Raw genomic sequence first — 20,565 nt, 5'->3', positions numbered from 1 at the left:
GGGGATTCTACGCGGCTTGAGCGCTTCAGGAGAGTGCCGTTTCTCGCGCCAGCAGTTGCCGCTTGCGCTCCACCCCCCAGCGGTAGCCGCTGAGGTCGCCGTCACGGCGCACCACCCGGTGGCAAGGAATGGCCACGGCGATGCGGTTGGCCGCGCAGGCCATGGCCACCGCGCGCACTGCCTTGGGCGCGCCGATGCGCTCGGCGATGTCGGTGTAGCTGACCCGGCTGCCCACCGGCACTTCGCGCAGGGCCTGCCAGACCCGCTCCTGGAAGGCCGTGCCCTGAACGTCCAGCGGCAGGGCCAGGCCCAGCGCCGGTGCCTCGACGAAACCCACCACTTCGGCGACCACCCGCTCATAATCGGCGTCGCCACCGATCAGGTGGGCCTTGGCGAACTGGTCCTGCAGTTGCTCGAGCAGCACCTCAGGCTCGTCGCCCAGCAGGATCGCGCAGATGCCCTTGGCGCTTTGCGCCACCAGGATCGCCCCCAGCGAACATTGGGCGATGGCGAAATGAATGGTCGCCCCGGCACCACCGGCCCGGTACTCGCGCGGGCGCATGCCCAGGCGTTGCCCGGCGCTTTCGTAGAAGCGGCTGTTGGAGTTGTAGCCCGCGTCGAAAATGGCCTCGGTGACCGAGCCTTGATCGCCCAGGCGCTCACGCAGCAGCCGAGCCCGATAGGCACTGGCGTAGGCCTTGGGGGTGAGGCCGGTTTCGGCCTTGAACAGGCGGTGCAGGTGGAACGGGCTGACGGCCAGTTGCGCGCCGAGCTGGTCGAGGCTGGGCGCAGTCTCCGCGGTTTCCAGCAGGCGGCAGGCGCGGGCTACCAGGGTAGAGCGACGGCTATCGTCGGGCTTCGCCTGGCAGCGGCGGCAGGCACGGTAGCCGGCGGCCTCGGCACTGGCGGAGTCGTTGAAGAACTCGACGTTCTCGCGCTTGGCCATGCGTGATTTGCAGCCGGGCTGGCAGTAGATGCCGGTGGTGCGCACGGCGTAGACGAAATGGCCGGCGGCTTCCGTGTCACGGTCCTGGACCGCTTGCCAGCGTTGGGGGTCGGTCGTGAAGGCTTTCATCGCGTAGTACCTCGGTCATCTCTTTGCCCTGTTCCGGCCCTTTCGCGGGTAAACCCGCTCCCACACCCGTGGTGATCCTGTAGGAGCGGGTTTACCCGCGAAAGCGCCAGTAAAGCCAGTGCAGCATCATCAGGCCCGCCACAGGTACCAGGCAGCCACGGTTCGATAGGGCCTCCAGCCAGCCCCCAGCGAGCGCATCTGCGCCGGCGTCGGCGCCTTGTCCAGCCCCTTGAGCCGCCGATACCCCTCACGCACGCCAAAATCGTCCACCGGCAGGATGTCAGAACGCTCCAGGCTGTAGATCAGCAACATCTCCACGGTCCAGCGCCCTACCCCGCGCAAGGCCACCAACCGCTGGATCAACGCCTCGTCGGCAAGGCCCAGCGCTTCTTCACGGCTGGGTACCACCCCCTCCAGCGTGGCCTGGGCGATGCCGTGGAGGGTGGTCAGCTTGCTCGCCGAAAACCCGCACTCGCGCATCACCTCGGGCGTCACCGCCAGCAACTGCTCCGGCGCTGGAAACGCCTGCCCCGGAAACAGCGCCAGCATTCGCCCCAGGATCGCCTCGGCCGCCCGCGCATGCAATTGCTGGTAGGCAATCGCCCGCACCAGCGCTTCGTAAGGCTCACGCCCAGGCGTGGCACGGTGCAGGCACGGCCCGATGGCGGCGATATGGCGAGACCAGTCAGGGTCCAGCGCGGCCAGATGCTCGGTGGCCGCCAGGTAGGCGTCAGGCGAAAGGTCGGCGAGGATCATCCATCACTCCAGTGCGTTCAAGGCAGGTCCAGCTTAGCCCAGCCGCTCATCGGGCAAACCCCGGATCTTGCGCAGGCAATTGCTGGTATGCCATTGCTCCGCGCCACCCTCCCCGCCTAGAATTGAGAACTATTCACAATCACATGCGCACCACGGGACCAGGCTTTCGCCACGATGCCGATCAACGACACGCTCAAGCCGACCGAGGTCGCCCTGCTCTATCAGTCCCACCACGCCTGGCTGCGGGGCTGGCTGCGCAGCCGCGTCGGCTGCCAGGAGCATGCCGCCGACCTGGCCCAGGATACCTTCGTGCGCCTGTTGCGGGCCCGCCAGGTGTCGCCGCTGAAGGAGCCACGCGCCTACCTCAGCAGCATTGCCCGCGGGCTGATGATCGATCAGTTCCGCCGCCGCGCCCTGGAGCGTGCCTATCAGGAAAGCCTGGCGCTGCTGCCGGAGGGCGAAGTACCCAGTGAAGAACACCGGCTGGTCATTCTCGACACCCTCGAGCGCCTCGACCGTGCCCTGCACCAGCTCAAGCCACGTGCGCGCCAGGCCTTCCTGCTGGCCCAGCTCGATGGCCTGAGCATCCCGCAGATCGCCCTGCACCTGGATGTGTCGCGGGCCACGGTCGAGCGCGACCTGGCCAAGGCCCTGGGCGCCTGCTACCGGTTGCGCTATGCCGACTGATGCGCGCGCCCCGGCGCAGGCCCAGGTCGAGCAGGCCATCGAGTGGCTGGTCAAGCTGCGCTTCGATACCCCGAGCCCGCACACCGAACGGCAGTTTCAGCAGTGGCTGGGCAGCGATCCGCAGCACGCCCTGGCCTGGCAGCGGGTCAGTGGCCTCGGCGATGAACTGGCCGGGCTGCCGGGGGCACTCAGCCGGCGCACGCTCGACAGCACCCAGCGCCAGTGCAGCAGCCGCCGCGACCACCTCAAGCTGCTGGCAGTACTGGCGGTCGGCGGTGGCCTCGGCTGGGCTGCCCGCGAGCCTCTGGGACTGCCGGCGCTGATGGCCGACAGCAGCACCGGCACTGGCGAACGCCGCCAGGTGCAGGGCAGCGACGGCAGCCAGCTGCAGCTCAATACCGCCAGCGCCATCGACCTGCGCTACAGCAGCGAACAGCGCGAGCTGACCCTTGTGCGCGGCGAAGTCAGCCTCGACAGCAATGCCAGCGACAACCGCCCGTTCCGTATCAGCACCCGCGTGGGTGACCTGGGCACGCACGACGGCCAACTGCTGCTGCGCGAGAACGACCAGGGCCTGCTGCTGGCCGTGCGCCGCGGCGAGGTGACGCTGTTCCCGTTCTCCCCGTCCCCGCGCCTGGTACACGCCGGCGAGGTGTTGCAGGTATCACCGACTGGCACCTATGCCCTGGCCAGCCTGCACGGCGACCCTTGGGGCTGGACCGACGGCGTGCTCAGCGTGCAGCAGATGCCGCTGGGCGAGTTCGTCGCCGAGCTGTCGCGCTATCGCCCGGGGCTGCTGCGCTGCGCGCCGGAAGTGGCGGCGCTGAAGGTTTCCGGCACCTATCAACTGGCTGACACCGAGAAAATCCTGCGTCTGCTGGCCCACAGCCTGCCGGTGCGCATCGATTACCGCACGCGCTACTGGGTCAGCATCGGCGCGGCCTGAAATTTTCAAAAAAGAATGAGGGGGAATCTCATTCTCGTCCGGCCTGAAGGAACAAAGCCCGAAAAGTGGTCTACGAAACCTTCAGGAGCGGTCCATGATTCACCCGTGTTTCCCCCGCAACGACAGGCTGCGCCGTGCCGTGCACGGCGCCGTGTTCGGCCTCGCCCTGGGCGCTGGCCTGGCGCTTCCGGCCATGGCGCTTGCCGCACCGGCCACGCAAGACCAGGCGCTCGACTGGAACATCCCGGCCGGCCCGCTGGCGCCGGCACTGGACCAGCTGGCACGCCAGGGCGGGTTGAACCTGTCGTTCGACGCCAACAGCCTGCAAGGCAAGACCACCCAGGGCGTGCAGGGCCGCCATGACCGCGCCGGGGCACTGTCGATCCTGCTCCAGGGCAGCAATGTGCAGGTGCAGCAGGAAGGCGACAACAGCTTCCTGCTGATCCCGGCCTTCGACCCGCAGGGCGCCCTGGAGCTCGGCGCCACCAGCATTTCCAGCAACCGCCTGGGCGAGACCACCGAGCACAGCGGCGCCTACACCACCGGCGCGGTGACCATCGGCAAGACCGCCCAGAGCATCCGCCACACCCCGCAGTCGGTGACCGTGGTGACTCGCCAGCGCATCGACGACCAGAACATCACCAACCTCACCAACCTGCTGGAGCAGACCCCGGGCGTGGTGGTGAACCTGACCGACAGCGAGCGGGTGCAGTACTACTCGCGCGGCTACGCGATCGACGCCATCCAGTACGACGGCGCCACCGTGGTGCAAAGCAGCGGCGGCGGCTCGTTCATCCAGAGCGACGCGGCGATCATCGACCGCGCCGAGATCCTGCGCGGCGCCACCGGCATGTTGCGCGGCGCCGGCAACCCGTCCGGCACGGTCAACCTGGTGCGCAAGCGCCCGACCCATGAATTCCAGGGTGAAGGCAGTGTGACCCTGGGCACCTGGGATGCCCAACGCTACGTGGCGGACATCTCCGGCCCGCTGACCGAAACCGGCAACGTACGCGGCCGGGTGATCGCCGTGCACGACGACAAGGACCACTTCCAGGAGTCGCGCCAGGAACGCAAGGAAGTGTTCTACGGCGTGCTGGCCTTCGACCTGGACGACAGCACCACCCTGACCACCGGCCTGGAATGGACCAAGCTCGACGCCACCGGCGCCTGGGGCAACCTGCCCGCCGACTACGACGGCTCGCCCCTGCCGTTCGGCCGCAGCACCTACCTGGGCGCCGACTGGAACCGCTGGAACCGCAGCAACCTGCAGACCTTCGCCGAGCTCGAGCACCGCTTCGACAACGACTGGAAGCTCAAGCTGATGGCCCAGCGCACCCACTTCAAGCTGGCCGACGATGGCTTCAAGCAGACCTATTTCACCCGCGCCAGCGGCGCCGCCAACCCGACCCGCAACCCGTACCTGATGAGCTACCAGGTCACCGAGGGCGATGGCGGAGAAAGCCTGCAGAACAACCTCAGCGCCACCTTCAGCGGGCCGTTCGACCTGCTCGGCCGGACTCATGAGCTGATGCTGGGCGTCGAGCGCATCCGCAACGATTCCTACGCCTCGGCCACCAACTTCGTCAGCTCCGGGGTGTTCGACATTCGTGAGTGGGACCCGAAGACCAGCCTGGCCAACCCGGACATCGACATCACCGCCCACCCGGTGCGCACCCGCACCACCCAGGAAGGCGCCTACGCCACCTGGCGCATCTCGCTGGCCGAGCCGCTGACCGCGATCATCGGCGCGCGCAGCAACTGGTACGACTACGAGCAGGAAAACAACACCCGCAGCAACGGCAAATTCAGCGTCGACAACAAGATCGTGCCCTATGCCGCGCTGATCTACGACCTCAACGACAATTTCAGCACCTACGCCAGCTACACCGAAATCTTCAACCCGCAGACCGCCACCGACGTCAGCGGCTCGGTACTCGAGCCGACCACCGGCGAGGCCTACGAGACCGGGATCAAGGGCGAGTTCTACGAAGGAAGGCTGAACGCCTCGCTGGCGTTCTTCCGCATCTACCAGGTCGGCAACGCCCTGGACGACATCAGCGGCCCCAACCCGTGCCTGCCCAACTACACCTCGGGCTATTGCAAGGTGGCAGCGGGCAAGAACCGCAGCCAGGGCTTCGAGCTGGAGATTTCCGGGGAGGTGCTGCCAGGGTGGAATGTCAGCGGTGGCTATACCTACAACACCACCGAGTACCTGAAGGACACCACCAGCGCTACCGGCAACCCGATCCGCACCACCGACCCCAAGCGCATGCTGCGGCTGTTCACCTCCTATCGCCTGCCGGGCGAGCTGGAGGCCTGGACCATCGGCGGCGGAGTGCAGGCGCAGAGCGACATCTACAACCGCAGCGGTACAGCGGTGGCCACGCAATCGGGGTATGCGGTGTACAACGCCATGGTCAATTACCGCTTCAACGACAACTACTCGGTGCAGCTGAACGCCAACAACCTGTTCGACAAGAAGTACTACCGCCAGGTGGCACCGACGCCGACCGGGTATTACTGGGGTGATCCGCGCAATGTGTCGGTGACCCTGCGCGGGACCTTCTGATCTCTAGCGCCTGAATGGGCCCTTTCGCGGCGGTTCGACGCCTCGATGAACCCGCTCCCACAGTGGCCGCACATGTTTCAGGGTTTGTGCAATTCCTGTGGGAGCGGGTTTACCCGCGAAGAGGCCCGCACAGGCAACCAGGATCTCAATCGGCAACCGCCCGCAACTTGCCCGCCCGCCGATACGACTGCCGGGCAAAGCACACGAACAGCCCCGCCATCACCGCCAGAGCCATCGGCAGACCATGGGGCGCCACATCCATCGCCGCCCCGCTCACCAGCGGCCCGACCAGGCTGCCCACGCCCCACAGCAGGCCCACGCTGGCGTTGGCGGTGACCAGGTCCTGCCCCTTGAAGCGCTGCCCGATCAACACCAGCGCCAGGGTGTAGATCCCCCCCGCCACCGCGCCCAGCAGCACCAGCATCGGCCACAACAGCCAGGTCATCTGCAGCAGCCACGGCAGCGCGATGCCGATGGCCATCGCCACCAGCCCGCACACCAGGTGCAGCCCGGTACGCTCGACCCGGTCGGCCAGCCAACCCAGCGGCAGCTGGAATACCATGTCGCCGGCGAACACCACGGTCACCATCAGCGCCGCCACCGCCACGGCAAAGCCATGGCTGCTGGCGTACACCGGCAACAGCGACAGCACCACGGCATCGAAGAACGAGAAGAACAGCACCGCCACGCACAGCGCCGGGGCAACGCGGAAGAAGCCGGCCAGGCCAAAGCTTTTCTCACCTTCGTCACCATGCTCGACATGGTCGTTGGGCACGGTCAGCAGGATGCACAGCAGCGCCAGCAGGTAGCCAAGCGTCACCACTCCGATGATCCACGGGCTGTCGGCGCCGAGCAGCGCGAGCAACGCCGGGCCGAGCACCTGGAAGCCGGTGAAGCTGGTGGCGTACAGGGCCATGATCTTGCCACGGTTGTGGTCCGGGCACAGTTCGTTGACCCACGACTCGCCGAGGATGATCGCGATGCCCATGCCGATGCCCAGCCCCAGGCGCAGCACGGCCAACAGCCACAGCGAATCGAAGGCCGATTCGAGCAGGGCGATGCTCACCGTGCACAGGCTGAAGCTCAGCAGGTAGATCATGCGCCGGGTCAGGTGCCGGCAGCAGGCATCGACCATGAACGCCGACAGCATCATGCCGGCGGCGGGAATCGCCGAGATGACACCGATTTCCAGGGTACCGGCCCCGGCCTCGTGCAGGCGCAACGACACCAGCGGCAGGCTGGCCCCCAAACTGAAGCCAACCACCGACACGGCGAACAAGAGGCCCGCCAGCAAACGCATGTTCATGTACCACTCCAGGGAAAACTGAAAAGACGCGCAGAAAGAAACGCCCAGGCGCACGCCGGGACGGCGCAAATCACTGGGACGCGGGAGTCAGTTCAGGGCTGGGTGTGGCGAGAAGGTGAAGGCGAACAGCACGCTGCGCCGACGCTTGAGCACCGTATCGCTCGGCCACGCGCGACGCATGGCCTGGAGGGCAGGCTGGCGGGCGTGAGGGAGGGATGGGTTACGGCGCATTGCTTGGGCTACTGGGCAGGTGTGTGAAGTAAGAGAGGCGGCACTCTAGGCCAAGGCGGGATGGATCGTCAATTGCCACAAAGGCCATTCGCGGGCAAGCCCGCTCCCACAGGAAAGATGGCGACCTTGAAGTTCACACAACACCTGTAGGAGCGAGCGTTGCTCGCGAAAGGGCTGCAAAGCAGCCCCCGCGCTGTCAGCGCTTACCGGTATTTGGCAGAAACACCGCCAGGATCCCGAACAACGGCAGGAACGAGCACAGCCCGTACACGTACTCGATCCCGCGCAGGTCCGCCACATACCCCAGCAGCGCCGCGCCGATCCCGCCAAAGCCGAACATCAGCCCGAAGAAGATCCCGGCGATCATGCCCACGCTGCCCGGGACCAGTTCCTGGGCATACACCACGATCGCGGAAAACGCCGAAGCCAGGATGAAGCCGATCACCACGCTGAGCACGGTGGTCCAGAACAGGTCGGCATAGGGCAGCGCCAGGGTGAACGGCGCCACGCCCAGGATCGAGAACCAGATCACCGCCTTGCGCCCGATGCGGTCACCGATCGGGCCACCGAAGAAGGTGCCTGCCGCCACCGCGCCAAGGAACAGGAACAGGTGCAACTGCGAGCTGGCCACCGACAGGTCGAATTTCTCGATCAGGTAGAAGGTGAAATAGCTGGTGAAGCTGGCCATGTAGAAGTACTTGGAAAACACCAGCAGGCCGAGCACCGCCAGGGCCGCCATCACCCGCTGGCGCGAGATGCCATGGGTGGCCTGGACTGGCTTGCGGGCCTTGGCCTGGTTGAGGTGCGCCTTGTACCAGCGGCGCAGCATCAGGGTCACGGCAAAGAACAACAGCGCCGCCACGCCGAACCAGGCGACGTGGGTCTGGCCGAACGGGATGACGATGGCCGCCGCCAGCAGCGGGCCGAAGGCGGAACCGGCATTGCCGCCGACCTGGAAGGTCGACTGCGCCAGGCCGAAGCGCCCGCCCGACGCCAGGCGGGCGATACGCGAGGTCTCCGGGTGGAAGGTCGACGAGCCGATACCCACCAGCGCCGAGGCCAGGAGGATCATCGGGAAACTGCCGACGAAGGCCAGCATGACGATGCCCACCAGGGTGCACAGGGTGCCCAGGGGCAGCAGGTTCGGCGTCGGCCAACGGTCGGTGAAGAAGCCGACCCACGGCTGCAGCAGCGACGCGGTGATCTGGAAGGTCAGGGTGATCAGGCCGACCTGGGCGAAGGTCAGGTCGTAGTTGGCCTTGAGCATCGGGTAGATCGCCGGCAGCACCGACTGGATCAGGTCGTTGATCAGGTGCGCAAGGGCGCAGAAGGTGATGATGCGCATCACCAGCGGGTTGGCCTGGCTGGCCGTCGAGGGGCTGGTGGCGGGGGTGCTGCTGATGGCCATGAACTTTATTCCGTCCGCAGGTTTGGGATCCGATTATCAGGAAACAAATAGATACATAGCTACCTTTTTTATCCCCTGGTCGTCACGCACTTGTAAATGGTTCTCAATATATTTAGCATCCCTGGCCTACTTTCCCCGTAATCATTGGGCGAAAACGCCCCTCGCGAGCACCCCGACCATGAGCCCGATGCCCGCCACACCGCTTGAGGCCGATCCCCAGCAGGAAGCGCTGGAATGGTTTGCCCGCTTGCGCCAGCCTGGTTGCGATGAGCGCGAGCGCCAGGTGTTCGCCCGCTGGTGTCAGGACCCGCTCAATGCACATGCCTATGCCGAGCTGGAGGCCCGCTGGCAACAGTTGCAGTCACCGCCCCCTGCGCGCCCGCGACCACGCCAGCTCACCCTGCGCCGCAGCAGCCTGGGCAAGTGGCTGGCGGCCCTCTTCATCCTGCTGCTCGGCGCACTGGCCTTGCTCTACTGGCCGCTGGCGCAACGCCTGGCCTGCGAGCTGCACACCGACGCGGGCGAGCGCCGCAGCACGCGCCTGGCCGACGGCTCGACCCTGCACCTGGACAGCGCCAGCGCGATGAATGTCGACCTGCGCGGGCGCACCCGCCTGCTGCATCTGGTGCAAGGGCAGGTCTCCCTGGAGGTGATGCTCGACGGCCGCGCCCTGGAGGTGCAGGTGGACGATGCGCGCATCCAGGTGTTCGGTACCCGATTGAGCGTGGCGCGGCATGCCGACCATGACGAACTGCTGGTGCTCAGCGGCAAGGCGATGATCAGCCAGGGCGGCGACCAGCGCCTGGTGTCGGCGGGGGAACGGGTGACCTTCACCGAGGCACGCATCGATCCGGTGCAGAAAGCCGATGTGAAACGTGCCGATGCCTGGCGCACAGGCCATCTGCATGCCAGCGAAATGCCCCTGGGCGAGGTCATCGAACGTCTGGCCGGCTATCAGGGCCAGCGGGTCTGGGTGATGAATGAACAGACCGCTTATCGACGGGTAAGCGGCGACTTCGATCTCGACCGCCCTGGCCAGACCCTGGAAGCGCTGGCTGCCGAGCAGCATTTGCAGCTCTACAGCGTGCTCGGGCAGTGGCTGATCGTTCGCTGAAACCGGGCTTGGCCGCTAAGTTTTTGAAAGCGTGCAAATTTTTTTTGAAATGAGTGTTGACACAGGTCCCTCACAAGGGAATAATGCGCGCCATCGGCTACATAGCTCAGTTGGTTAGAGCATAGCATTCATAATGCTGGGGTCCGGGGTTCAAGTCCCTGTGTAGCCACCAAACAAGACGAAGGGCTTACCGCAAGGTAAGCCCTTTTTCTTTGCCTGTGAAAAAGACTCACCCCTTCGTCAGCGGAAGCGGATCTGCCAGTTCTCCTGACAGATATGGAGCGCCTGTTCTGGCCTCTTCGCGGGTAAACCCGCTCCCACAGGGATTGCACAAGCCTCAAGGCCTGCGGGAGCCACAGGGACTGCACAAGCCTCAAGGCCTGCGGGAGCCACAGGGATTGCACAAGCCTGAGGTCTGTGGAGATCCTGTGGGAGCGGGTTTACCCGCGAAAGGGCCGGCCCAGGCCAAGAGGGTCCACGGGCCTGGCGCAGAACGACGAGCCGCTGCCACCATCACCGCCCCAGGTGCGATAGCCTGCCGTATCGATATGGATGCGCCCACTCGGATAGCGCCCCAGGCCCATGTTCCAGGCCTGGCCATGTTGCTGCCAGAAGCGGCATAGCGGGTTGGGGTCGCTCCAGGCCGGCAGCAGCACATCGACCGCGAAGGCACGGGTGTGGGCACTGCCCAGCGCACCGCCCGCGCAACGGTTCAACAGCGGATCGCGGTACGCCGACACCACCTCGAAATGGCCCAGAATGCCTTGCTCATCGAGGGTCTTGAGCAACGACAAGGTAGCGCGTACGGCCGGCCAGTTGGCCACCGGCGGTACCGCGAACGGCGAGGCATGGCACAGCTTCCAGTCCGACGCCGAGCGCAGCAGCTGATGGATCGGCACCACGCCGTACAACCGGGCCTCCACCAGCATCTGGCGAAACGGCCGGGTCTGATGGTCCCCGGCCCACTGGGCGAACATCCACAGGTCACGCTCGTCGGCCTGAGCCACGCCGCCCAGCATCACCCAAGCCGCCAGCAGCAGCCTTTTCGCGCTTCTCATCCCCATGCCCCCTGCCCCACTATGAACACGGCCGCCGACCCTGGCGGCCCTTACAAGGAGTTAAGCATGCACAAGGTTGCCTTATCGGGCCTCGCCGCCCTCGCCTTCAGCGGCCTGGCCGCCGCCGATGCGCACATCGACCTGGGCGACGCCCAGCGCGTCACCCGCCTGTTCGCCTTCCCCAACAACTGCCACGTGATCTGTTACCGCGACTGGACCCTGGAGCAGACCGTCGAGCACTACCTGACCCAGAGCGTGCAGCGCGACGGCCACGCCACCGCCAAGGTCAAGGTCAGCCGCGAACACGACCGCCTGCACGCCACCATCAGCGACGTCCCGGCCAGCTATGCCGAGCCCCTGCGCAAGCTGCTCGACAGCGGCGAGCTGGCCTACGAGGGTGCCACCCGGCTGAACAAGGACGGCAAGTGGTCCTTTGACTGGTACCTGTTCCTGCCCTTGGGCATGGCCCTGGAGAACCGCCGCAGCATCGAGCTGCTGCACTTCCCACCGGACTATTCGCTGACCCAGGCCCAGGACTACCTGCGCTCCAACACCACCGACCGCTGGGCCGAGCTGCTGACCTCCAACGGCGTCGATGCCAGCCAGACCCCGGCCTACCAGACCATCATCGACATCGCCCCGATCGCCGCCCCGGCCAGCGCCGGCGCAACCCTGACCGACACCTACAGCTACTTCCAGGATTACCAGCTGCGCATGGTCCGCGAGATGACCCTGGAGAGCGCCGCCAAGCCCTTGCCGATGGTCGCCTTCGGCGCGCCGGTGCGCAGCTGGGTCCAGCAACAGTACGGGCCAAAGGTCGACGTGCTGGGCCTGGCCAGCATCAGCCCGCAGCCCGGCAAGCAGGTGCCGGTGCTGGGCTCCAACCACCCCAGCGCAATCTGGTATGCGGCGGACAAGGAAAGCCATGGCGGCGATCAGGACGCCGCCGATACGGCGGGCTTGAAGATGATGGGCCAGGACCTGACGGCGGCCTGCTGGCAGGCGGGGATGGGGCGTAACCCGGCGGCGGATCCGAAGGGCACGCTGCAGGCCTGCTCGACCAAGTGGCAAGTGACGCAGAAGAAGCAGACCTGCGAGCTGTTCTTCCGCACGATCCGCAAGTACACGCCGGAGCAGGCGGCGGCCAAGTGCAATACCGGAGAGATGACCCGTAGCCTGCGGGATCTGAAGAAGCCGGTCGAGGTCACGCCGCGCGAACTGTGATCGCCCTGCCGGCCTCTTCGCGGGTGAACCCGCTCCCACAGGATCTCCACGCAATACCTGTGGGAGCGGGTTTACCCGCGAAAGGGCCGGTACAGGTTCACTCAGTCTTCAAGAAGTGTACAAGCCATCACGAGGGCATCCTCACGCCCCCCGGCAACCGGGTAGTAATCACGCCGCCGACCGATCTCGTTGAAGCCATACCGCTCATACAACCGATACGCCGACTGATTGCTGGCCCGCACTTCGAGGAAGCACTCCCGGCCATTGAGCTGATACGCCCGCGCCATCAGGTGCTCGAGCAGCTTGAGCCCCAACCCGCAGCCCTGGTTCTCCGGCTTGACCGTGATGTTGAGCAGGTGCGCCTCGTCGATGATCACGTTGATCACCCCATGCCCCACCTGCTGCTGGCCATCGAACATCAACCACACTTCGTAGGACTTGAGCGCGTCCTGGAAGATGCCGCGGGTCCAGGGGTGGCTGAAGGCGGCATATTCGACCTTCAGCACGGCATCCAGATCCGCCTCGGTCATCGGGCGGAAACTGATCGAGTCACTCATTCAACGCTCTTCCAGCGCGCCATCAGCTGGCGCATCGCTTGCCAGACGTCCGCCTTGCGCTGCGGCTCGTCCATCAACAGTTCAAGGCCCGGCAGCGCCCAGGCATCGCCCAGGCCATCGACCTCGAGCACTTGGTAATAGGCGCCGTCGTCGGCGTTGGCCGCGAAGCGCAGGGCCGGCAGCCCGACCAGCCAGAGCACGCTGCTGGGCACTTCTTCCAGGCGGGCCTGGATGAAGCCCTGGACGAAGTCGCGTGCGGCGTCCGGGCCCTGGTCCATGTTGCCGCGCACCAGCAGCGGCCAGCGCACCGGCTCGCCGATGATCTGCGGCGCATCGGGCAGGCCGGCAGCGCGCAGCATGTCCTTGAGCAGCAGGTAGGACGGGTCGCGGCTCTGGAACGGCTGGCCGGTGGCCAGTTCGACCAGCAGCAGGCAACTGCCGGCGCGCAGCAGTTGCAGGGCGAAACGCGGCGGCGGCACAGGTGCCGGGCGCGGCGCGGGGGCGACCTGCTCGGCCTCGACCGGCTTGACGGCGGGCTTGGCCACGCTGCTGGGGCGCGGGATCTCGATTTTCGGGCGTTCGCCGGAACGGGCCTGGGGCACGGCCGGAGCGTCGTTGGCGGTGGGCGCGGAAGGCCGGACCTCGAACTCGATGTCATCGACCGGTGCCTGCGGCAGCAGCAGCTCGGGGCGCGAAGGTGCGGCGAACGGCAGTTCGGCGCGCGGCAGCCAGTGCACCACTTGCATGGCGGAGAGGTAGGCGCGGCGGCGGGGTTCGGTCAGCAAGGCTCGGGGGTCCGGGGTCAAAACAGGTGGGCATTCTAACCTTGTTGGGCGGCCTGTGCCGTAACTGGTCGGCGGATTTTTGTTGCCTGGGCCGGCCTCTTCGCGGGCGAACCCGCTCCCACAGGGGTCGGTGAAACCCTTACGAGGGGAAAGGTTATCCCTCATTACAGACCAAGGGGTGAAATCCTCCCCCCGGGATGAAGTACAATCGCCCCCTTTTTACTTGGCAACGAGTAGACGCCAATGATCGAACCCAAGCGCGTCCTGCGCGCCCTAGCCGAACACTGGGCCCTGATCGAGCCGCTGTGCGAGCGTTTCGACCAGGGCACCCTGAGCCTGGTGGAACTGCGCCAGCAACTGGGCCGCCAGCAGTTGGAGAGCACGCCGCAGGACATCACCCAGCTGCTCGACGTGTGGATCCGCCTGGATATCCTGGTGCCGGTGGCCAAGAGCCCGAACCGTTTCGAGCTCAACGCCCAGATCCACGACTTCCTCGCCTACCTGCGCCGCGAGCACCGGCTGGGCCTGTGCCTGGAGATCGAGGCCTACCTGCGCCACCTGGAGCGCCTCGCCGGGCACATCCAGGACGCCTTCGACAACCGCGACAGCGACGACCTGGCACGCCAGCTGCGTCTGCTCGACATGCGCGTGCGCGACGTGCTGAAGAAGCTCGACAACGACGAGCAGGCCCTGGTCGCCGTGGCCGAACGGGCCAAGACCAGCAACCGGCAGATTCCGCTGCGCCAGCGTTACGCCGAAGTGCTGGCGACCTGGGACGAGTACGTCGAGCCGATGATCCAGCTGGTCAACGCCGACGGCGCCTTCGAACAGGGCGTGCGCAAGGTCGAGACCGTGCTGCTCAAGCTGCTCGGCGAGCAGGCGCGCCTGGGCCACCTGGTCGACGACGACATGCTGCTGCGTACCCACGCGCGCATCCTCGAGATGCAGACCAGCGCCCAGCTGACCCTGCGCCACGCCCGCGAACTGCTGCTGCCGCTGCGTGAAGAAGCGCGCCGGCACAACGCCGTGACCCGCGGCGCTGCCCTGGCCCTGTCGGTGATCCGGCGCAAGGGCATCGACGCCGTGCCGCAGGCGGCCATGCCACTGTTCACCCGCCCACAGAGCACCTTCCTCGGCAGCGCCAGCCAGGTCGAGGCCTACGTCTACGCCCTGGCCAGCTTCGAGCCGAAACCGGCCAAGTTTCCCAAGGCGCACAAGACCCAGAAAGGCCCGCTGCCGCGCGCGCCGCGCACGGTCAAGGAAATGCTCGAACGCTGCGAGGACGCCCTGCCGCTGCCGGACCTCATGGTCTGGCTGCTGGACCAGGAGCCCGAAGGCGCCACCGACGAATTGCTGTACTGGTTCTCGCGCCTGTCGCGGGAGAAGCGTTTCAAGCGCGAACGCCTGGAACGGCGCGAGTACACCACCCACGAACACCTGGTCAGCCTGCGCTCCTTCGCCCTGACGTCCAGCCGCGACGCGCAACCTGAAACCACCGCGAGCCCAGCCAATGCATCTTGATCTTTCCGAACTGTCCCAGCTCGCGCCGATCTTCCGCGAGCTGTTCAAGGGTTTCCACGTCAGCCGCCGCGACCCGGAAATGTACGCCCAGCTGTCGAACTTCCAGGACCAGTACCGCACCCTGTTCAAGGCCCTGGGCTTCGAGCTGGTGTGCGACACCCGCGGCTTCTACTACTTCGTCCCCGAACAGGCCGCCGCGCAGGTCAACAAGACCGCCCAGCGCCTGTCGCTGTTCACCTTCATCATCGTCGAGCACCTGGCCGACCAGGGCCGCGACCCGATGGCCGTGCTCGACGGCGGCAGCATCGGCCGCGACGAACTGCCGTCGCTGCTGGACAAGTACCGCGACCTGTTCCTCCAGGCCGAAGTGCAGACCGTCGACGAGCTGGAAGAAAAGATCATGCGCCGCATGACCCAGCTCGGCTTCGCCCATGAGGAAGGCGGCATCTACCGCTTCCTGCCGCCGATGCACCGCTTCCTCGACGTGTGCCTGTCGGTGCAGCAGGACCGCGACCTGGCCGCCAGCCTGCACAGCGACCTGCCGCTGCCGACCCCGGTGCTGGCTGAAGAAGAAAGCCCGGAACAACTCAACCGCACCGACGACCCGCTCGACCTCAGCCCGTTCGAGGCCGAGGAAAGCGAAGAGGACGCCCTGGCCCGGGCCATCCGCGAAGAGCAACAGGAGATTGACGCATGAGCCAGGAACGCTACGGCATCCGCCGCTTCGCACTGCTCAACACCGCCGGCTACAGCCTTGGCCTGTTCCCCCTGGAACACCCGCTGTCGGTCTACGGCGCCAACAACCTGGGTAAATCGGCATCGATCAACGCCCTGCAGTTCCCGATCCTGGCGCGCATGTCCGACATGAGCTTCGGCAAGTACAGCCTGGAGCAGTCGCGCCGGTTCTACTTCGCCAGCGACACCTCGTACATCCTCTGCGAACTGAACCTGCCCCACGGCCCCCACGTGATCGGCGTGGTCGGCCGCGGCCCGGGCGGCGGCTTTGGCCACCAGTTCTTTGCCTACAAAGGCGAGCTGGACCTGGCCCACTACCAGAAGAACGACACCTGCCTGCGCCAGAAAGAGTTGTTCACCAACCTCGAGCGCCTGGGCCTGAAAGCCTATGAACTGAAGCCGGACGAACTGCGCCGGCTGCTGGTCGGCGGCCACACCTCGTGCCCGCTGGACCTGACCCTGATCCCGCTGCGCTCCACCAGCGAGCAGAGCCTGAAGACCTTCCGCGCGCTGTTCATCAACCTGCTGCACATGCGCGAGATCACCGCCGCCAAGCTCAAGCAGCTGTTCCTCGACGCTTTCGAGCACAGCCTGCGCTCGGGCAGCGTCGACTACATCGCCGCCTGCGAAGAAGCCTTCCGCGACGTGCGCCGCATGGAACAGGACTACAACGCCCTGGTCGCCGCGGGCCCGCTGGTCGAGGCCCTGGCCGGCGGCGTGGCCCAGCGCGACATCCTGCGCGGCAAGCTGCACCGCCTTTCGCCGCTGCTCGACAACCTGCTGGGCACCTGGCAGGAATACGCCATGGCGCGCAAGGAAGAGCTGGTGATCCAGGCCGAGCACTTCCGCGGCGAGCAGGACCGCCTGCAGAACGACCAGCGCGGCGGCACCCAGGAGCTGATGCGCCTGGAGCGTGAAATCACCGGCATCCAGCGCTGGCTCGGCGAGCTGTCGGTGCTCAAGCACCGCTTCGCCCTGGTCGATGACGTCAAGGTCCTGGAACAGGGGCTGCTGGCGGCCAAGGACGCCCACGACGAACTGGCCGGTGCCCTGGCCCAGTCGCGCCAGTTCAGCGCCGAAGACCTCGACGAGCGCGTGCGCGACCTGGAAAAGCGCCTGAAGCAGGTCAAGCAGCAGCTCGACCACGCCGACAACAACAGTTATGCGCGCCTGCGCGAAGAGTTCTCGCAGCAGGACGTCGACCGCCTCATGCGCCTGTTCAACGGCGCGTTGTTCAGCCTGCCGCTGGGCGATCGCGGCATCGAGCTGGACGACAGCGACCTGTGGGTGAAATCCCTGGAAGCGGTGCTCGACGGCTTCAAGGGCGAGCGTTTCGAGGCCCCTGGCCTGTCCATCGACCTCACCCACATCGACCCGCCGGCCCTGCAGGCCCTGGCCGACCGCGCCGCCCTGCGCGACCAGAAGGAGCGCCTGGAAAAGGAGCTCAAGCAGCTCAAGACCCAGCAGCAGGTGGCCGCCGACCGCACCGCCTCCAAGGCCCAGACCGAGGCGCTGTACCAGGAAGTGCTGGACGCCCAGAAAGCCCTGGAAGATTTCCGTCGCAGCGAAACCCTCAGCGCCGAAGAGCCGGAGAAGCTGGAGCAACTGGCGCAGCTGGAAGCCGCCCAGGACGAACTCAAGCGCTCCAGCGACGCCTTCACCGAGCGCGTCCAGCAGCTGTCGGCCAAGCTGCAGTTGGTCGGCCGCCAGATCGGTGACCTGGAGTCCAAGCAGCGCACCCTGGAAGACGCCCTGCGCCGCCGCCAGCTGCTGCCGGCCGACCTGCCGTTCGGCACGCCGTTCATGGAAGCGGTGGACGACTCCATGGACAACCTGCTGCCGATGCTCAACGACTACCAGGACAGCTGGCAGGCCCTGCAGCGGGTCGACAACCAGATCGAGGCGCTGTACGCCCAGGTGCGCCTCAAGGGCGTGGCCAAGTTCGACAGCGAAGACGACATGGAGCGCCGCCTGCAACTGCTGGTGAACGCCTACGCGCACCGTACCGACGAGGCCCTGACCCTGGCCAAGGCGCGCCGCGCGGCGGTCACCGACATCGCCCGGACCCTGCGCAACATCCGCAGCGACTACGACAGCCTCGAACACCAGCTGGCCCTGTTCAACCGCGAGATCAACAAGCGCCAGGTGTCCAACCTGGAAAGCTTCCGCGTGGTGCTGGCGCCGAACAAGGAAGCGCTCAGGCACATCGACCAGATCATCCACAGTGCCGGCCAGTACGAGGAAGGCGAAACCCTGTCGGTGTTCGACCTGACCCAGAGCGCCGACCAGGACAACAAGAACGAAGAGGCCAAGGAATACCTGGCACGGCTGGTGGCGGCCAACCACAACCAGCTGGGCCTGAAGGACCTGTTCGAGCTGGCGTTCGAGATCACCAAGGTCAATGGCCAGCCGATCATCCACGCCGACATCGACGGCGCGGCATCCAACGGCACCACCATGACCATCAAGGCGCTGACCAACATGTACCTGTTGCTGCACCTGATGGACCGCGACCTGGCCGGGCGCATTCGCCTGCCGTACTACCTGGACGAGGCGGCGGACATCGACGAACGCAACCAGGCGGCGCTGCTGGAAACCAGCCTGCAGCTGGGCTTCGTACCGATCCTGGCGAGCGTGAAGCCGCAGGTGTCGGCGCGCGTGGCGATCGACCTGGAAGGTGGCAGCGGGCCGAATGGCATCTACATCGACGAAGCGGACTGGAAGTACATCAGCCGGCTGGATGAGGTGAAGGCGGTTGTGCGTGAGGATCAGGCCGAGGAGTTGGCCTGATCTACAGGTGTATGGGGCCGCGCTGCGGCCCATTCGCGGGTAAACCCGCTCCCACAGGTACTGCGCTACCCCTGAGGCTTGCGCAACACCTGTGGGAGCGGGTTTACCCGCGAATGGAGGCTGAAGGCCTCCCCAGGGCCATCAATGATTCCAAGGCAGAATCGGGATTGCGGTCACCGCATTCTGCGGGCTGCCTTCGATCATGCGGTCGCTATACACCAGGTACACCAAGGTATTGCGCTTCTTGTCCAGGAAGCGCACCACCTGCATGGTCTTGAACACCAGCGAGGTGCGCTCCTTGAACACCTCCTCGCCATCCTTGAGCTCACCCTTGAAGTTGATCGGCCCGACCTGACGGCAAGCGATCGACGCCTCCGCGCGGTCTTCCGCCAACCCCAGCCCACCCTTCACGCCGCCGGTCTTGGCCCGCGACAGGTAGCAGGTGACGCCCTCGACCTTGGGATCATCGAACGCCTCGACCACGATGCGGTCGTTCGGCCCGAGGAACTTGAACACGGTGGACACCTGGCCGACTTCCTCGGCCCCGGCCAGCATCGGCAGGGCAAAGGCTGCCAGGGCGACCGCCCGCTTGAGCCACTTCATACCAGAACCAGGTTGTCGCGGTGCACCAGCTCCGGCTCGGCGATGTAGCCCAGCACCGATTCGATGGCGTCGGACGGCTGGCCAATGATCTTCTGCGCTTCCAGCGCGCTGTAGTTGGCCAGGCCACGGGCCACCTCGACGCCATCCGGGCCGACGCAGACCACCATCTCGCCGCGGCGGAAGCTGCCCTGCACGGTCTTCACGCCGACCGGCAGCAGGCTCTTGTTGGCCTGGCGCAGCGCCTGCACGGCACCGGCATCGAGCACCAGGGTGCCACGGGTCTGCAGGTGGCCGGCCAGCCATTGCTTGCGCGCCGCCAGCATGCCGCGCTCGGGCGACAGCAGCGTGCCCAGGCGCTCGCCGGCTTTCAGGCGGTCCAGCACGCGCTCGATGCGCCCGCCGATGATGATGGTGTGGGCACCGGAGCGGGCAGCCAGGCGCGCGGCGCGCAGCTTGGTCTGCATGCCACCGCGGCCCAGCGCGCCACCAGTGCCGCCGGCCACGGCGTCGAGCGACGGGTCGTCGGCACGGGCTTCGTAGATGAGCTGGGCTTCGGGGTTGTTGCGCGGGTCGGCGTCGAACATGCCGTCGCGGTCGGTGAGGATCACCAGCAGGTCGGCCTCCACCAGGTTGGCCACCAGCGCGGCCAGGGTGTCGTTGTCGCCGAAGCGGATCTCGTCGGTGACCACGGTGTCGTTCTCGTTGATCACCGGCACCACGCCCAGGTCCACCAGGGTACGCAGGGTGCTGCGGGCGTTCAGGTAACGCTTGCGGTCGGACAGGTCGTCATGGGTCAGGAGGATCTGCGCGGTGTGCTTGCCGTGCTCGCCGAAGCTCGACTCCCAGGCCTGCACCAGGCGCATCTGGCCGATCGAGGCGGCCGCCTGCAGCTCGTTCATCGCGCTCGGTCGGGAAGTCCAGCCCAGCTGGCTCATGCCGGCAGCCACGGCCCCGGAGGAGACCAGTACCAACTCCACGCCCGCTTCCCGCAGCGCGACCATCTGCTCGACCCACACGGCCATCGCGCCGCGGTCGAGGCCCTTGCCATCGGCGGTCAGCAGGGCACTGCCAATCTTCACGACCCAGCGCTTGGCGCCCGTCACCTTGCTTCGCATCTTCTTCCAACCTATGTCGAATCTGTAGATACCGTGGATACAAAAACGCCGCTCTCGTGAGCGGCGTTCAGTGTACTGCAACCGG

At 66.3% G+C, this 20,565-nt stretch carries 17 protein-coding genes and 1 tRNA gene; 9 read left to right on the top strand and 9 right to left on the bottom strand.

Annotated elements, in window-relative coordinates:
- Positions 1-25 precede the first annotated feature (25 nt).
- Positions 26-1,075 carry a bifunctional DNA-binding transcriptional regulator/O6-methylguanine-DNA methyltransferase Ada gene (gene ada, locus ACIP21_RS23800; protein ID WP_400692886.1) on the bottom strand — a complete coding sequence of 350 codons (1,050 nt, stop codon included), beginning with the start codon at positions 1,073-1,075 and terminating at the stop codon, positions 26-28.
- Positions 1,076-1,204: 129 nt separating this feature from the next.
- Positions 1,205-1,831, bottom strand: a complete 627-nt coding sequence (locus ACIP21_RS23795) for a DNA-3-methyladenine glycosylase family protein (RefSeq protein WP_400692884.1) — start codon at positions 1,829-1,831, stop codon at positions 1,205-1,207.
- Between the two features lie 174 nt (positions 1,832-2,005).
- Here ACIP21_RS23795 and ACIP21_RS23790 point away from each other — a divergent pair, with 174 nt between their 5' ends.
- The 3 genes from ACIP21_RS23790 (at position 2,006) to ACIP21_RS23780 (ending at position 6,033) form a co-directional block, all read left to right on the top strand.
- A complete protein-coding gene (locus ACIP21_RS23790; RefSeq protein WP_400692881.1) occupies positions 2,006-2,518 on the top strand; it encodes a sigma-70 family RNA polymerase sigma factor in 513 nt (170 codons plus the stop codon).
- The gene (locus ACIP21_RS23785) at positions 2,508-3,464 is read left to right on the top strand and encodes a FecR domain-containing protein (RefSeq protein ID WP_400692878.1); all 957 of its coding nucleotides are present in this window, start codon (positions 2,508-2,510) and stop codon (positions 3,462-3,464) included. Before ACIP21_RS23790 ends, ACIP21_RS23785 begins: the two co-directional genes overlap by 11 nt.
- Positions 3,465-3,558: 94 nt before the next feature.
- Positions 3,559-6,033: a TonB-dependent siderophore receptor gene (locus tag ACIP21_RS23780; protein ID WP_400692875.1), complete on the top strand. Its 2,475-nt coding sequence runs from the start codon at positions 3,559-3,561 to the stop codon at positions 6,031-6,033.
- 145 nt (positions 6,034-6,178) lie between these two features.
- On the opposite strand, the gene ACIP21_RS23775 is transcribed toward ACIP21_RS23780, so the two are convergent.
- Positions 6,179-7,339, bottom strand: a complete 1,161-nt coding sequence (locus ACIP21_RS23775) for an MFS transporter (RefSeq protein ID WP_400692873.1) — start codon at positions 7,337-7,339, stop codon at positions 6,179-6,181.
- A 427-nt stretch (positions 7,340-7,766) separates the two neighbouring features.
- Positions 7,767-8,978 carry an MFS transporter gene (locus ACIP21_RS23770; protein ID WP_400692870.1) on the bottom strand — a complete coding sequence of 404 codons (1,212 nt, stop codon included), beginning with the start codon at positions 8,976-8,978 and terminating at the stop codon, positions 7,767-7,769.
- Between the two features lie 178 nt (positions 8,979-9,156).
- Here ACIP21_RS23770 and ACIP21_RS23765 point away from each other — a divergent pair, with 178 nt between their 5' ends.
- Both ACIP21_RS23765 and ACIP21_RS23760 read left to right on the top strand, forming a co-directional pair.
- Entirely contained in the window at positions 9,157-10,092 is a 936-nt protein-coding gene (locus ACIP21_RS23765) for a FecR family protein (RefSeq protein ID WP_400692867.1), read from the top strand.
- 95 nt (positions 10,093-10,187) lie between these two features.
- Positions 10,188-10,264: transfer RNA gene (locus ACIP21_RS23760), tRNA-Met, on the top strand.
- 268 nt (positions 10,265-10,532) lie between these two features.
- On the opposite strand, the gene ACIP21_RS23755 is transcribed toward ACIP21_RS23760, so the two are convergent.
- On the bottom strand, positions 10,533-11,150 hold the full coding sequence (locus tag ACIP21_RS23755) for a D-Ala-D-Ala carboxypeptidase family metallohydrolase (RefSeq protein WP_400692864.1): 618 nt from the start codon (positions 11,148-11,150) through the stop codon (positions 10,533-10,535).
- A 66-nt stretch (positions 11,151-11,216) separates the two neighbouring features.
- Here ACIP21_RS23755 and ACIP21_RS23750 point away from each other — a divergent pair, with 66 nt between their 5' ends.
- On the top strand, positions 11,217-12,374 hold the full coding sequence (locus ACIP21_RS23750; protein ID WP_400692862.1) for a hypothetical protein: 1,158 nt from the start codon (positions 11,217-11,219) through the stop codon (positions 12,372-12,374).
- 101 nt (positions 12,375-12,475) lie between these two features.
- On the opposite strand, the gene rimI is transcribed toward ACIP21_RS23750, so the two are convergent.
- Positions 12,476-12,931 (bottom strand): ribosomal protein S18-alanine N-acetyltransferase, encoded by a 456-nt coding sequence (gene rimI / locus ACIP21_RS23745; protein WP_400692859.1) that lies wholly within the window; start codon positions 12,929-12,931, stop codon positions 12,476-12,478.
- The gene (locus ACIP21_RS23740) at positions 12,928-13,716 is read right to left on the bottom strand and encodes an energy transducer TonB (protein ID WP_400692856.1); all 789 of its coding nucleotides are present in this window, start codon (positions 13,714-13,716) and stop codon (positions 12,928-12,930) included. The genes rimI and ACIP21_RS23740 overlap by 4 nt, the downstream gene beginning before the upstream one ends.
- Before the next feature lie 243 nt (positions 13,717-13,959).
- Here ACIP21_RS23740 and mksB point away from each other — a divergent pair, with 243 nt between their 5' ends.
- From mksB to mksF, 3 genes are read left to right on the top strand one after another with little or no spacing between them, the layout of a single operon-like run.
- Positions 13,960-15,237, top strand: a complete 1,278-nt coding sequence (mksB, locus tag ACIP21_RS23735; RefSeq protein ID WP_400692853.1) for an Mks condensin complex protein MksB — start codon at positions 13,960-13,962, stop codon at positions 15,235-15,237.
- Complete coding sequence (gene mksE, locus ACIP21_RS23730) at positions 15,227-15,934, top strand: Mks condensin complex protein MksE (RefSeq protein WP_400692850.1); 708 nt, start codon at positions 15,227-15,229, stop codon at positions 15,932-15,934. The genes mksB and mksE overlap by 11 nt, the downstream gene beginning before the upstream one ends.
- Complete coding sequence (mksF, locus tag ACIP21_RS23725; RefSeq protein WP_400692848.1) at positions 15,931-18,762, top strand: Mks condensin complex protein MksF; 2,832 nt, start codon at positions 15,931-15,933, stop codon at positions 18,760-18,762. Before mksE ends, mksF begins: the two co-directional genes overlap by 4 nt.
- A 141-nt stretch (positions 18,763-18,903) precedes the next feature.
- On the opposite strand, the gene ACIP21_RS23720 is transcribed toward mksF, so the two are convergent.
- Both ACIP21_RS23720 and proB read right to left on the bottom strand, forming a co-directional pair.
- A complete protein-coding gene (locus tag ACIP21_RS23720; protein WP_400692845.1) occupies positions 18,904-19,365 on the bottom strand; it encodes a CreA family protein in 462 nt (153 codons plus the stop codon).
- Complete coding sequence (gene proB, locus ACIP21_RS23715) at positions 19,362-20,480, bottom strand: glutamate 5-kinase (RefSeq protein ID WP_400692843.1); 1,119 nt, start codon at positions 20,478-20,480, stop codon at positions 19,362-19,364. The genes ACIP21_RS23720 and proB overlap by 4 nt, the downstream gene beginning before the upstream one ends.
- Positions 20,481-20,565 lie beyond the last annotated feature (85 nt).

Source organism: Pseudomonas sp. NPDC089401 (assembly GCF_044749485.1).
Classification (GTDB): domain Bacteria; phylum Pseudomonadota; class Gammaproteobacteria; order Pseudomonadales; family Pseudomonadaceae; genus Aquipseudomonas.
Note: the sequence above shows the minus strand (reverse complement) of the source record. Positions and strands in the feature narration are given on the sequence as shown.

Bases quoted from the DNA above. Each gene is read 5' to 3' on its own strand.
- ada (WP_400692886.1), bottom strand. From the start codon at position 1,075: ATGAAAGCCTTCACGACCGACCCCCAACGCTGGCAAGCGGTCCAGGAC.
- ACIP21_RS23795 (WP_400692884.1), bottom strand. From the start codon at position 1,831: ATGATCCTCGCCGACCTTTCGCCTGACGCCTACCTGGCGGCCACCGAG.
- ACIP21_RS23790 (WP_400692881.1), top strand. From the start codon at position 2,006: ATGCCGATCAACGACACGCTCAAGCCGACCGAGGTCGCCCTGCTCTAT.
- ACIP21_RS23785 (WP_400692878.1), top strand. From the start codon at position 2,508: ATGCCGACTGATGCGCGCGCCCCGGCGCAGGCCCAGGTCGAGCAGGCC.
- ACIP21_RS23780 (WP_400692875.1), top strand. From the start codon at position 3,559: ATGATTCACCCGTGTTTCCCCCGCAACGACAGGCTGCGCCGTGCCGTG.
- ACIP21_RS23775 (WP_400692873.1), bottom strand. From the start codon at position 7,339: ATGAACATGCGTTTGCTGGCGGGCCTCTTGTTCGCCGTGTCGGTGGTT.
- ACIP21_RS23770 (WP_400692870.1), bottom strand. From the start codon at position 8,978: ATGGCCATCAGCAGCACCCCCGCCACCAGCCCCTCGACGGCCAGCCAG.
- ACIP21_RS23765 (WP_400692867.1), top strand. From the start codon at position 9,157: ATGAGCCCGATGCCCGCCACACCGCTTGAGGCCGATCCCCAGCAGGAA.
- ACIP21_RS23755 (WP_400692864.1), bottom strand. From the start codon at position 11,150: ATGAGAAGCGCGAAAAGGCTGCTGCTGGCGGCTTGGGTGATGCTGGGC.
- ACIP21_RS23750 (WP_400692862.1), top strand. From the start codon at position 11,217: ATGCACAAGGTTGCCTTATCGGGCCTCGCCGCCCTCGCCTTCAGCGGC.
- rimI (WP_400692859.1), bottom strand. From the start codon at position 12,931: ATGAGTGACTCGATCAGTTTCCGCCCGATGACCGAGGCGGATCTGGAT.
- mksB (WP_400692853.1), top strand. From the start codon at position 13,960: ATGATCGAACCCAAGCGCGTCCTGCGCGCCCTAGCCGAACACTGGGCC.
- mksE (WP_400692850.1), top strand. From the start codon at position 15,227: ATGCATCTTGATCTTTCCGAACTGTCCCAGCTCGCGCCGATCTTCCGC.
- mksF (WP_400692848.1), top strand. From the start codon at position 15,931: ATGAGCCAGGAACGCTACGGCATCCGCCGCTTCGCACTGCTCAACACC.
- ACIP21_RS23720 (WP_400692845.1), bottom strand. From the start codon at position 19,365: ATGAAGTGGCTCAAGCGGGCGGTCGCCCTGGCAGCCTTTGCCCTGCCG.
- proB (WP_400692843.1), bottom strand. From the start codon at position 20,480: ATGCGAAGCAAGGTGACGGGCGCCAAGCGCTGGGTCGTGAAGATTGGC.